15 protein-coding genes and 2 pseudogenes are annotated in these 10,851 nt (G+C 70.3%); 10 read left to right on the top strand and 7 right to left on the bottom strand.

All coding sequences use genetic code 11. The annotated features are described in order from the left end of the window. The 4 genes and pseudogenes from H300_RS32710 to H300_RS0121055 form a co-directional block, all read right to left on the bottom strand. Nucleotides 1-199, bottom strand: a pseudogene (locus H300_RS32710) (ISL3 family transposase); the annotation flags it as partial. Nucleotides 200-719: 520 nt separating this feature from the next. Further along, complete coding sequence (locus H300_RS32705; RefSeq protein WP_486583984.1) at nucleotides 720-842, bottom strand: hypothetical protein; 123 nt, start codon at nucleotides 840-842, stop codon at nucleotides 720-722. Further along, on the bottom strand, nucleotides 829-1,485 hold the full coding sequence (locus tag H300_RS31965; protein ID WP_486583985.1) for an IS3 family transposase: 657 nt from the start codon (nucleotides 1,483-1,485) through the stop codon (nucleotides 829-831). The genes H300_RS32705 and H300_RS31965 overlap by 14 nt, the downstream gene beginning before the upstream one ends. A 5-nt stretch (nucleotides 1,486-1,490) precedes the next feature. Continuing rightward, nucleotides 1,491-1,817 (bottom strand): transposase, encoded by a 327-nt coding sequence (locus tag H300_RS0121055; RefSeq protein WP_028428975.1) that lies wholly within the window; start codon nucleotides 1,815-1,817, stop codon nucleotides 1,491-1,493. Between H300_RS0121055 and H300_RS0121050 the strand changes: the two genes are divergently transcribed. The 4 genes from H300_RS0121050 to H300_RS31960 all read left to right on the top strand — a co-directional run bounded on the left by H300_RS0121050 (nucleotide 1,816) and on the right by H300_RS31960 (nucleotide 4,171). Then, a complete protein-coding gene (locus tag H300_RS0121050; protein ID WP_028428974.1) occupies nucleotides 1,816-2,583 on the top strand; it encodes a hypothetical protein in 768 nt (255 codons plus the stop codon). The genes H300_RS0121055 and H300_RS0121050 overlap by 2 nt on opposite strands. A gap of 6 nt (nucleotides 2,584-2,589) precedes the next feature. Continuing rightward, nucleotides 2,590-3,471: a hypothetical protein gene (locus tag H300_RS0121045; RefSeq protein WP_028428973.1), complete on the top strand. Its 882-nt coding sequence runs from the start codon at nucleotides 2,590-2,592 to the stop codon at nucleotides 3,469-3,471. Beyond that, nucleotides 3,468-3,599, top strand: coding sequence for a hypothetical protein (locus H300_RS32700; RefSeq protein ID WP_486583983.1), 132 nt, complete (start codon nucleotides 3,468-3,470; stop codon nucleotides 3,597-3,599). The genes H300_RS0121045 and H300_RS32700 overlap by 4 nt, the downstream gene beginning before the upstream one ends. 83 nt (nucleotides 3,600-3,682) lie before the next feature. Continuing rightward, nucleotides 3,683-4,171, top strand: coding sequence for a hypothetical protein (locus tag H300_RS31960; RefSeq protein WP_028428972.1), 489 nt, complete (start codon nucleotides 3,683-3,685; stop codon nucleotides 4,169-4,171). Nucleotides 4,172-4,182: 11 nt separating this feature from the next. Here the strand turns inward: H300_RS31960 and H300_RS0121030 are convergent, their stop codons facing one another. Then, a complete protein-coding gene (locus H300_RS0121030; protein ID WP_028428971.1) occupies nucleotides 4,183-4,404 on the bottom strand; it encodes a hypothetical protein in 222 nt (73 codons plus the stop codon). Nucleotides 4,405-4,536: 132 nt separating this feature from the next. Between H300_RS0121030 and H300_RS29550 the strand changes: the two genes are divergently transcribed. The 5 genes from H300_RS29550 to H300_RS0121005 all read left to right on the top strand — a co-directional run bounded on the left by H300_RS29550 (nucleotide 4,537) and on the right by H300_RS0121005 (nucleotide 6,966). After that, nucleotides 4,537-5,166 (top strand): DUF6919 domain-containing protein, encoded by a 630-nt coding sequence (locus H300_RS29550; protein WP_158678419.1) that lies wholly within the window; start codon nucleotides 4,537-4,539, stop codon nucleotides 5,164-5,166. Beyond that, nucleotides 5,166-5,579, top strand: a complete 414-nt coding sequence (locus H300_RS28395) for a DUF4326 domain-containing protein (RefSeq protein WP_078516198.1) — start codon at nucleotides 5,166-5,168, stop codon at nucleotides 5,577-5,579. The genes H300_RS29550 and H300_RS28395 overlap by 1 nt, the downstream gene beginning before the upstream one ends. After that, nucleotides 5,576-5,722, top strand: coding sequence for a hypothetical protein (locus tag H300_RS31645; protein ID WP_158678418.1), 147 nt, complete (start codon nucleotides 5,576-5,578; stop codon nucleotides 5,720-5,722). Before H300_RS28395 ends, H300_RS31645 begins: the two co-directional genes overlap by 4 nt. A gap of 44 nt (nucleotides 5,723-5,766) precedes the next feature. Further along, nucleotides 5,767-6,117, top strand: a complete 351-nt coding sequence (locus H300_RS0121010) for a hypothetical protein (protein ID WP_486583982.1) — start codon at nucleotides 5,767-5,769, stop codon at nucleotides 6,115-6,117. A gap of 168 nt (nucleotides 6,118-6,285) precedes the next feature. Further along, complete coding sequence (locus H300_RS0121005) at nucleotides 6,286-6,966, top strand: GGDEF domain-containing protein (RefSeq protein ID WP_028428968.1); 681 nt, start codon at nucleotides 6,286-6,288, stop codon at nucleotides 6,964-6,966. A gap of 348 nt (nucleotides 6,967-7,314) precedes the next feature. On the opposite strand, the gene H300_RS0121000 is transcribed toward H300_RS0121005, so the two are convergent. Both H300_RS0121000 and H300_RS0120995 read right to left on the bottom strand, forming a co-directional pair. Beyond that, nucleotides 7,315-10,080: a tetratricopeptide repeat protein gene (locus tag H300_RS0121000; RefSeq protein WP_028428967.1), complete on the bottom strand. Its 2,766-nt coding sequence runs from the start codon at nucleotides 10,078-10,080 to the stop codon at nucleotides 7,315-7,317. Next, entirely contained in the window at nucleotides 10,077-10,463 is a 387-nt protein-coding gene (locus tag H300_RS0120995) for a hypothetical protein (RefSeq protein ID WP_028428966.1), read from the bottom strand. The genes H300_RS0121000 and H300_RS0120995 overlap by 4 nt, the downstream gene beginning before the upstream one ends. Before the next feature lie 200 nt (nucleotides 10,464-10,663). Between H300_RS0120995 and H300_RS32695 the strand changes: the two are divergent. Then, a pseudogene (locus H300_RS32695) lies at nucleotides 10,664-10,851 on the top strand (ISL3 family transposase); the annotation flags it as partial.

The raw sequence follows: 10,851 nt of genomic DNA, 5'->3' as shown, positions 1-10,851 counted from the left end.
CGAGGTCGCGCCACCGGCGTCGGCCCCGGCCCGCGTCGAACCAGACGGCCGGCCGTCGGCACCGGCCGCACCGCTGCCGACGGCGGGCATCGGGCCGTACCGACACGACCACACACTGTTCGTTCTCATCGATCCGGACGCCCTCGACCACGGTGTTCTCCGCCGTCAGGGTCCGCTTCCATATGCTGAAGAGGGACACGCCGTTTTCCTGCTTGATCAAACTTGAGCTCAGACACCTCAAGGATCACAGGAAGCGGCGTGTTTCCCATATCGGCCCAGGCCACGGCACCCACACATACGGCAGGAGAGCCTGAAAACACCCCCGCCCACAGCCGCCACCCGCCCTCCGGACCCACAGCAGGCCGACGGCTGGGACGACGACAGCCTCGACGATCTCCCCGACGACGCAGAGCAGACCGACGGCGAGGACGAACCCGGCGGCGACACCGCCGATGCCCCCGTCCCCTACACCGGCCTCGGCCTCTACGACCCCGCCCAGGAAGCCCTCAACTGGTGACCACCCGCCCGCACATCACCACCGCCGGCCCGGCAAGCAAGCCTGCCCGCACACGCGCCGACGGCGCGTGGCCGGACGCCCATGACAGCGAACCGGAGTGGCCGATCACCACCTGGCAGGGCTGGGAGGACTTCGCCACCACCCCACCCCCCACCCCGCCCCAGCCCGGCGACGCCCCACGCAGCACGGAAGAACGCCTCGCCTACCACTCCGCGTTCGTCACCGTCCGCACCCCCGCCATCAACACCCTCGCCACCCAGGTCCGCACCCTGATGCTGCTCGGCCGCCACCAGAAGACCACCGCCCGGCCCTCACTGATCGTCACCGGCCCCGCCGCGGCCGGGAAGACATTGCGACCCGGCATCCGAGTGGTGGATCAACTCGCCTGGCTGAACCGGGTGTTGGTCGCGGTCACGTTGCCACACGGCCATCTGCAGGGCGTCCAGGACGAAGACCGTTTCCTTCACGGTGGCCGCGGACCAGCCGACGATCCGGCGGGAGAACGTATCCACGACGAAGGCGACGTAGACGACACCGGTCCAGGTCTTCACGTGGGTGAAGTCCGCGACCCAGCAGCGGTTCGGGGCGGCAGCGACGAAGTCGCGGTCCAGCAGGTCCGGCGCCCGTTCGGCCTGCCCCCCGGGCAGCGTGGTGATCACCTTCTTGCCGCGGACGGCGCCGGTGATGCCGAGTTCGCGCATGAGGCGCTCGACGGTGCAGCGGGCCACGGCATGTCCCTGCCGGTTCAGTTCGCGCCAGATCTTCCGGGCCCCGTAGACGCGGTAGTTGGACGTGTGGACCTCTTGGATGCGCTCTTTGAGTTCCTCGTCGCGCACGGAACGGGCGGAGGGAGCTTTGAGGCGTTTCTTGTGGGCGTAGTAGGTGGAAGGGGCGATCTTGCAGTCGTGCTCGGTGAGCGTCCTGCAGATCGGCTCGACGCCGCCGAAGCGGTCCCGGTGCTCGTCGATGAACGCTACGAGCGTGTGTGTGGCCGGTCGAGCTCGGTCGCGAAGAAACTCGCCGCGGCCTTCAGGATCTCGTTGGCCCGCTTCAGTTCGGCGTTCTCCTTCTTCAACGCCTTGAGCTGGGCGGACTCCTCCGTCGTCGCCCCCGGACGTGTCCCCGCATCGATCTCGTGCTGCTTCACCCAGTTCCGCAGTGTCTCGCGGGAGCCGATGCCGAGCTTCTCGGCCACCGCCTGCAGGGTGGCCGTCTCGTTCGGGTAGTCGTCGCCCACCTCGGCGACCATGCGCACCGCGCGACGGCGGAGCTCAAGCGGGTAACGGGAAGGTCGTGCCATGACTCGATCCTTTCACGAAATCGAGTCTCCATTCGAACCGGGGCGATTCAACCCGGGCCGCCCCGACTTCCGCGCTGTCCTGGTCGCCCCACCCGGCAAGACCGTCCCGCACCTGTCCCCGGCCGCGCTCGCCGCGGTGTGGGACCTGCCCGAGGGCACGGTCACGCTGGAGCCGATGCCCGGACACGGCCCCGGCCACAAGCTGATCACCGCTCGCACCACCCTCGACCTCGACAGCCTCGGGGACGGCGAAGGGCCAGGCGGCGGGCAGGGGATCGACCCGGACCTGGCCGCGCTGTGGCGCGCCCGCCTGGCCAAACCCGGCGGTCCCCTGGACGGCGTGCACCTGCTGGAGACGAAGGTCGAGCCGAACCGGCTGGCGTTCCGGGTCCGCGCCGCCGCCGACGAGGTACTGCGCCTGCCCAACCAGGCGATCGCCCGCGCCCTGAAGATCGACGACCTGGAACTCGTGGTCTGCCAGACCAACGGAATGGGCGACGGCATCATCTCCGTCTACGAGACCCACCCGCTGCTGACCATCCGCGAAGCCACCGCCGACGACCTCACCATGAACGACCGCGGTGAGATCGCCTTCGGCCTCCAGCACGACGGCCGACCGGCCCGCATCAACCTGTACAAGCCCGGTCTGGGAGCCACGAACGACCTGTTCGTCGGCGCTCCCGGCGCGGGCAAGAGCGTGGCGCTGAACACCCTGCTGATCGCCGAGCGGATCAACGGCGTGGTCTCGATCGTGGCGGACGCCTAAGACGGGATGAGCCTGCCGGAGGCCAACGGCCGCGTCGCGCACTTCGGCGCCGGTATCGCCGCGGTCGCCGCGGCGCTCGCCGCCGCCTACGCCGTCGCCAAGTACCGGCAGAAAGTCTCCAGCACCAACGGCTGGGGGGCGTTCAGCATCAACGATCCCTGGCGGCTGGCGATCATCACCGTCGATGAACTCAACCTCATCCTGGCCGAGGAGGCCGAGGCGGACATCCCGCCGGCCTTCAAGACCTGGGTGCTCGGTCTGATCAGCAAGTTCCAGATCACCGGGCGGAAGATGGGCTTCGGTATCCGCTTCGCCGCGCAGGGCATCCACTCCGCTGATCTCGGGGACAAGGTCAAGCTCCGTGCGAATGCCAAGACCGGAACCGTGTGGCTGGGCCGCACCACCAGCGGAACCACCTCCCACATGGCCACCGAAGGGATCCTCCCTCCGGGCGTCGACCTGGTGCCGGTCCCGGAGACCTTCGGCGGCGACGACGTCGACGCCGCCTTCCGCGGTGACGAGACACCACCGGGCCCCACAACTGCCGACATGGCCAACCTGACCCGGCAGGGACGTCTCACCCGCATGCGGGTCTGGCGCGCCGACAAGGACGCCAACAAGCAGTACACCCGCCTGATCGAGCTCTACGAATCCGCCCCCATCCCCCACACCTCACCCCCGAAGAACAGGCCGTGTTCGACGCCGAGCACACCCGCGCCCTCGCGCACGCTGAGCAGCTCCTCGCCGGAGACGACCATGACGACCAGGACGACCCGGACGACATCGACGACGGCCTGGACGAACTCCTCGGCACCCCGCAGGCGGCGGCCGGACCGCCCACCGTGCAAGCGCGAATCCTCGACCTGCTGGCGGATCACGGCGCGATGAAGCTCCGCGAGATCCAAGAGCGCCTAGAGGACGTCCAGCCCGCCACGGTCAGCAACACCGCCAGCCAGCTCTGCACGAGCTGCCAGCTCCACCGCGCCGGCCGCGGCATCTACACCCTTCCCGACTGACCGGCAGCACCTCGCCGCCACCGCGCCCTCCCCGTCGCCCCGGCGGGGAGGGCGCACCCGATTCCGCACCCAGGAGGCCCCTCATGAGCACCCCCGCACCGAACGAGCCGCACACCCAAGCCAACGCCGAAGCTGAGGCCGCCCGGCTGATCGCCGCCGCCTACGCCCCCGACCCCCACACCCCGCTCACCACGGCCAACCGGGACACCACCCCCGTCCCCGCCCACGGCGACAGTCCGCCCGTCCACCAGCCCGACCGGCGCGTCGTCCCCGAATGGGCCGCCGGCGTCGCCGTGGCCGGGATCGGCCTCGGCTGCTTCGCCGCCCTGACCGGCGTCGGCATCTACGTCGCCACGGCCGGCCTCGCCCAGCTCACCATCTGGGGCGTCGCCGCCATCGCTGTGCCCTTCGTCGGCATCAGCGCCGTCGCCATCGCGATCGGCACGGTCATCCGCCACGTCCGCACCGCCGCCCCGCCCACCACCCACCACCACTACCGGGGCGCTGTCACCCAGCACCACCAGAGCATCACCACCCGCGGCGCGATCGCCCGCACCCGCATCCAGCAGTGAACACCTGCCACCTAGCCCTGCACCTCATACTCCGTCAGCCGCAGACGGCCATCCCGATCAACGTAGGCGTCCCAGATCTCCCCATCGATGACCACACCGTCGATCAGCACCTCAACGGGCTCCTCGACATCGATGTACACCCGGCCCTTCTCATCCGTGCCCGCAGGCCAGATCACGCCGTCGCCGGTCACCTCATCGAAGTAGAAGTCCGGCCGCCGCCGAAACCACGCCATAACCACCCCTCCTCTCCCTCCCATTCTTCCCACCGGCACCCCGGCAAGCACCACTCCCGGCCGGACACCGGCCGTGGACACCAACTTCCTCGCCCCGATCAGGAGAGTGCACACATGCCGAAACTCCCGTGGATGACCCGCGCTGACCGACGCCGCTGGAAGTCCGCCCGAACCGTCGCCGACCTCGGCGAGCTGATGGCCCTGTGGCTGGAGGGCGCCATCGCCTCCCGCCCCGGCTACGCCGCCCGCTACGGCCCCGACGAGGAGACCGAGCACCTGGTGCCCACCCTCGTCGCCCTGTGCCGCGCCGGATACATCACCACCTGCTCCCAGCCCGGGTGCGCCGGCACCGGCGTGGACGGCCTGTGGTGGGAGCAGCGCGCCGCGGTCGAGCTGGTCGTCACCGACGCCGAGCTGCTGCACCGCCTGGTCGATGCCGCGCACGCCGCTGGTCTGACGGTCCGGATCAACGACTACCGTCACGGCGGCGTCCAGGACGAGCCGGTCACCGCGACGACCCGCGACGGCGAGCCGGTCACCGCGTTCGGCGGCCGGATCAGCCGGGCGGACATGGCCACCCAGTGGCCCGGCCTCGACCACCGCCTCTACAACCAGATCAGCCACGGCACGTACGTCTCGATCACCGCCTCGGAATTCGGCCCCGCCGGCGAACGGCTCTGGGTGGTCCTCGACTACCTCACGGGCGTGCGCACGCACTCTGCGGCCGACCGTGACGGCCGCGTCTATGCCGGTGGTGCGTGATGGCCGCCCGCCTCCAGCGCGCGCGCCGGAAGGGCCAGCCCGGCATGCCCCCGGGGGCTGTCTATGTCGGGCGCGGCACCCGGTGGGGCAACCCCAACCGCGTCATCCGCTCCCGGTCCGGGATCTGGCTGGTGACGCACCCGCTCGGGTCACCGATCGGCGACTTCCCCACCGCCGAGGCCGCGCGCCGCTTCGCGACGGCTGCCTACCGCCCTCATCTGCGCAGCCACCCCAAGCTGGTGGCCGCCGCCCGCACCGAGCTTGCTGGCCGGGACCTCGCCTGCTGGTGCCCGCTCCCGGACTCCGATGAGCCCGACCACTGCCACGGCGCTGTCCTGCTGGGCGTCGCCGCCGGCGGGCCAGTCCTGCGCCCGGCCGCCACCACCCTCCACCCACAGGGAGAACGCCCGTGAAGACCAACGGCAACCAGCCGACCGTCCCCGCACCCCGAGCACCGGAGCCCGCCACCGGCCCGGCCCGCACCATCGACGCCGCCCGCATCGCCGCCCAGCGCCCCGAAGTCGCCGCCGTGCTGCGCCGCATCCACCGCCTCTGAACCCCACCCCACGACGCCCGCCGACGAGCACGTCGGAGGGCGTCGTGCGTGCCGACGACCGCCCCGTGGAGGAACCGCCCGTGCTCATCCCCCGCCGCCCGCTGGTGGCCCGCCGCCTAAGCGCCGCTCTGCTGCTGGCCGCCGCCGTCCCGCTCGCCGCGGCGACGGCCACCACCGTGCGCAAGGCCGGCCGCTGGCAGCTGCACGCCGACCGGCACCGCATCACGCTCTCGCCCCGCCCCCGCCGCTCCTGCCCCGGCTGCCGGGGCGCGGGCGGCCGGTGGGTCAGTGGGGCGACTCCGGAGATGGAGGCGTGCCCCTGCTGGTCGGACCGGCGCGAGCTCCGCAACCCGCTCCTGCCGCTTCCGACCCGGCCGGACGAGCCGCCGTTCTAGCGTCACCGCCCCGGCGGCGAAGGCCGGCCCCTGGCGCGACCCGTTCAGCTGGACCAGCACGAGCAGCTACGAGCTGTAGATACGCCCCGAGGCAGGCGCTCACGGCCTGGTAACCGACGCCTGCCTCGGGCCTACCCATCCCGTACAAGACGAGAGGGAGTCACCAGTATGGCCTTCACCGTGCGCGCACAGGGCCCGATCGGGCAACGCGCTCTACTCATCACCAGCCTCGCCGTGCCGTTGACCGGCTGGACCGTGCACGCGCTCGCGCTGCACCGGAAGCTGTCCGCCGCCCGACGCGACCCGCTGACGGGCCTGCTCGGACGCGACGGCTACACCGCCAGGGCCCAGCAGATCACCGACCGGTACCGCGCCAGCGCCTTGGCGGTCCTGGTGGACCTGGACCACTTCAAGCAGATCAACGACGGACCTGGCGGGCACGCCGCCGGCGACCGCGTCCTGGCCGCCACCGCGACCCGGCTCACCGCCTGGGCGGGCAGCCGCGGGGCGGTCGGCCGGCTCGGAGGGGACGAGTTCGCCGCAACGGTCCGGATCGCACCTGCCCGCCGCGAGCTCCGTCTCGCCCAGCTCACCGCGCTGCTCGCGCAGCCGGTGGAGGTCGACGACGGCGCCCTGGTCGACGTCGCCGCGTCGGTCGGCGCCGCTGCCCCCGACGTCCTCGGCACGACGGACCTGGGCGTGCTCCAGCGAGCCGCCGACGCCGCGATGTACGAGGGCAAGCACACCGGCCGCGCCATCCTCGCCGGACCGCAGCACGCCACGGTGCCCTCCATCAACGGCCGCCGCGCCGGACGGCCGGGCACCAGCACCCTGGGACGGGCGGCATGAGCGAGACCCACACCGCCGACCCGGGCACCTGGATCCGGGGCATCACGATCCGCCAGCCTTGGACGGCCTGCATCCTCGCCGGTAAGGACGTGGAGAACCGGCCGGCCCCCTGGTTTATGAGCAGCTCAGTCGGTGGTCGTGGTGTCTGAGCTGCTCATTCGCGTGATGGACATGTCCGTCATGGAGGGCTGGCTGGGCATGAGACTTGCAGATCTCGCCGTTCGCGGTTCTCAAGCGTTCGATGAGGCCGCTTCGGTTCGGTCGAAACGAAGTCGAGGTCGAGGTCGAGTGGCGTCGTCCAGCGGCCGCAGGACGCCATCCAATGGACTCCCTGTTTCTGTTGCAGTATCAGCAGCCGCCTGCAGTAGGTTCGTTCTCCGTGTTGCCGATCAGCCGGAACGCCTTGCGTGCCTGCCGCAGCCGCAGTTCCGCGCGATCGGAGCGGCTGGCAGCCAGGTGCAGTCGGGCGGCCAGGGATGCGCTCTCTCCCAGCCCCCGATTGCCGCCCAGCCTGGCGTAGATGTCGGCGGCGGCCTCTGCGTCGGCCAGGGCATCAGCAGGTCTGCCGAGCCGTTCTTCGCACATGGCGCGCCAGTACAAGGCGTCGGCTTCTCCCAGCGGATTCCCGACCCGCCGGTACTGATCGAGGGCATGCGTGAACAGGGGCTCAGCGTCGGCCTCATGGCATTCGTCAAGGGCGACTCGGCCGAGGAGTTGCATCGCGTGTGCCGCACCCAGGGGATTTCCGACCTCTTCGTACCGTGTGCGGGCGCCGAGTGCCGCCTGAACCGCCTCATCGGTCCGTCCGGCGGCAAGATGGACGGTGCCGAGCAAGTGCAGGGCATTGGCCTGCCCGAGCCGGTTGCCCGTACGTTCGTGCACCGACAATTCGACGCGGGCGTCGCTTTCCGCCCCAAGTAGGTCGCCCGCCGCCAGCCGGACCCTGCCGAAGATGTGCACCGCTCCTGCCTCGCGGAAGGCGTCACCGGTCTGTCGGTAGATGCTTCGGGCCCGGTCCGCCGCCTCGGTGGCCTCCGCTACGTATCCCTGGAGTAATGAGATGTCAGCGACCAGCCCCAGGGTGGAAGCAAGGCCACGCAAGTCTTCCTCGCGGTCGTACAGGGTGAGCGAGATCTTGATGTGCTCCTTGGCACCCGCGAGGTCGGCCTGTCCGAGCCGGATGTGCCCCAGCAACTCCAGGGCGCGGGCCTGGCCCAGCGCGTCACCCTGGGCGCGGAACAGGACGAGGCTGTCGGCGGCCGCCTGGCTGGCTCCGGCGATGTCCATGTGCGCCAACCGAAGATGTCCCAGCCGGTGCAGACTCTCGGCGCGCCCTCGCACATGGTGCTCCCGTTCGAACAAGATCAACGCGTCGTCGACCGCTTCGGCCGCTTTCGACACGTCCAGTCTGCGGTGGCTCAGTTCAGCCAGGTGTAGAAGGGCTGTGGCTGCCCCGACGCGGTCACCCCCCTCGTCGGCGATGTCCCGGGCGCGGCGGTAACTGATCTCGGCGTCGTCGAGGCGCATCTGGAAGAAGGCGATCCGTCCCGCCGCGATGTGTGCCTCCACCATGAGCTGCGCGCGGTCGGCCGTCGCCGGACCCGCATCGTCGGAGACGACGAGTTCCACAAGGCGCAGAGAGGTACTGAAGTCGTAGCGGGACAGGGCAAGGTCGAGCTGTTCCTTCCAGGTTGCCATCGCCGCGTCCTCCCCGGTCGACAGGGCATGGAACAACGCGTCCATCCAGTTGCCCCTTGCGTGGTGGTGGCCGGTGGCCGCCTTGTGCAGGATGCGCAGCTGACCGGTCTGTTCACGCTCCAGGTAGGAGAGGAGCGCGCCTCGCACCAGCGGATGCATGCGGTGCTCGAACCCGCCGGATGGGGTGCGCTGACTGTGGACGAAACTGTATGAGCAGAGGTCTTCGAACCAGTTGCCGGACAGGCCGTCGGCATGCGGCTCGCCGCCCTGGTCTCCGGCGGCTTCCAGCACGTGGGCAGCGCGACCGGCCAGGGCCGCGTGAGCCGGGTCCACGGCATCGAGGAGAGCGACAAGGGCGTCACGTTCGATGCGACGCAGGACTGAAGCTGCGGCCACTACCCGGCGGCGCTTCTCCGGAAGCCTGGAGAGTAGAACCCTCGAGGTCCACATTGGATCCGGCTCGTAGGCGGACGTCGGCAGCACAAGGTCCGAGGCCGGGGATCCGGCTGTCGCGCAGATCTCGGCGAGCACGTTCGCCCACAAGGGCAGCCCACCGGAAAGCTGGTGCACGGAGCGGGCCGCTGTGGGTGCGGTGATGCCGTGGGCGCTCAGGTAGGTGTGAGTGTGGTGCTCTCGCCACGCGTCCAGCCGGACCTGTTCGGCGCGATGCCCCGCAGGCGGGGTGAGCGGCTCGCGTCCCGCCAGTACGACGGCCAGTCCGGGCCACGCGTCGAGCAGGTTCGCCAGCACGTCGGACACGAGCCAGTGGCGGACGCCGTTGCCGCCGTCCGCCCGGTCGGCTGCACTCCCGTCGAGGAAGTGCAGGCGCTCGGAGGTGTCTATGCACAGCATGTGGCGGGCGCCGGGCGGAAGTTCGCCCCGGTGAGCAGCCACGCCGCGTAACAATGCCTCGGTCATGCGGCTGAGTTCGTTGTCCCGCAGCAGGGCCAGGCGGCGCCCGTCGCTGTGTCCCTCCCAGGAGATCGACACATTGGAGATCGAACTGTTGCGGGACGCCCGTTGGCGCAGCCGCAGGCGTGGCACGGAGGTAAGGAAATTGCGGACGGTGTCCGCCGCGATGCCGCGGCTTCGGCGGTATTCCTTCAGGACCGTCCCGCTGTGCATCTCGAAACACCGGGCTACGGCATCCAGCGCGCGCCCCGCGAAAGCGATGCCGTCGGCTGTGCTCGCCTCGAAGTCGGTGAGGTGCTCCAGGTCGAGAAGATTCCCCGTGAGTCCGTGAGCGGGAGCGAGGGTGTCCACCAGATGCGAGAGCAACGTGGTCTTGCCCTGCCCGGCCATGCCGTACACGAACAGCAGCCGCTCATGCGGATCCCGGCACAGCCGATGGAACGCCGCCAGCGCTTCCTCCCGGTCGACGAGGACGTTTCCGTCGGCCCGGACGAGCGCGGTCACCCTCGGGCGTCCGTCTGCTGACCGTCGATGGTGCCCTTCTTGGCATCCCGGACGACCCTGGCGTCGCGCGCCTGCACGGTGGAACGGCTGATACGGCCGTTGCGTCGGGCTCGTTCGGTGACGGTAGCCGCTCCGCGCGCAGTAACTCGCCCGTCGGTGATCGAGCCGCCACTGCGTACCGCCTGACGGACCTCGGTTCGCCCGCCCGTCGACGCGCCGTGCGCCTGAACCCAGGCCAGTCCAGCGGAGAGAACGACGAGCACCGCCAGGCCCGTGCCGAGTGCCCAGGACAGCTCGTCGGTCAACAGGTTGGTCGCCAACCCGGTCGCGGCCGAAAGGACGACGGACAACGCCGCCGAACTTGTGACGGAAAGGTAGGGCACGAGTCGCACGCTCCTCCCGGGGCCGGGAATGGGACTCTCCCAGAGTAGAGCGACGGCATCGACGCGCGCGGGTTCTTAGCCGTATTTGGGCTCTCCTGCCGTATGTGTGGGTGCCGTGGCCTGGGCCGATATGGGAAACACGCCGCTTCCTGTGATCCTTGAGGTGTCTGAGCTCAAGTTTGATCAAGCAGGAAAACGGCGTGTCCCTCTTCAGCATATGGAAGCGGACCCTGACGGCGGAGAACACCGTGGTCGAGGGCGTCCGGATCGATGAGAACGAACAGTGTGTGGTTGTGTCGGTACGGCCCGATGCCCGCCGTCGGCAGCGGTGCGGCCGGTGCCGACGGCCGGCCGTCTGGTTCGACGCGGGCCGGGGCCGACGCCGGTG

Source organism: Streptomyces sp. TAA040, from assembly GCF_000424845.1.
The sequence above is the reverse complement of the archived record's forward strand: the minus strand, read 5'-3'. Positions and strand labels throughout refer to the sequence as shown.

Excerpts from the sequence above, each read along its gene's own strand:
- H300_RS32700 (WP_486583983.1), top strand. The coding sequence starts at position 3,468 with ATGAAGCTCCGCGAGATCCAAGAGCGCCTAGAGGACGTCCAGCCCGCC.
- H300_RS31960 (WP_028428972.1), top strand. The coding sequence starts at position 3,683 with ATGAGCACCCCCGCACCGAACGAGCCGCACACCCAAGCCAACGCCGAA.
- H300_RS0121055 (WP_028428975.1), bottom strand. The coding sequence starts at position 1,817 with ATGGCACGACCTTCCCGTTACCCGCTTGAGCTCCGCCGTCGCGCGGTG.
- H300_RS28395 (WP_078516198.1), top strand. The coding sequence starts at position 5,166 with ATGGCCGCCCGCCTCCAGCGCGCGCGCCGGAAGGGCCAGCCCGGCATG.
- H300_RS0121045 (WP_028428973.1), top strand. The coding sequence starts at position 2,590 with ATGAGCCTGCCGGAGGCCAACGGCCGCGTCGCGCACTTCGGCGCCGGT.
- H300_RS0121050 (WP_028428974.1), top strand. The coding sequence starts at position 1,816 with ATGACTCGATCCTTTCACGAAATCGAGTCTCCATTCGAACCGGGGCGA.
- H300_RS29550 (WP_158678419.1), top strand. The coding sequence starts at position 4,537 with ATGACCCGCGCTGACCGACGCCGCTGGAAGTCCGCCCGAACCGTCGCC.
- H300_RS0121005 (WP_028428968.1), top strand. The coding sequence starts at position 6,286 with ATGGCCTTCACCGTGCGCGCACAGGGCCCGATCGGGCAACGCGCTCTA.
- H300_RS0121030 (WP_028428971.1), bottom strand. The coding sequence starts at position 4,404 with ATGGCGTGGTTTCGGCGGCGGCCGGACTTCTACTTCGATGAGGTGACC.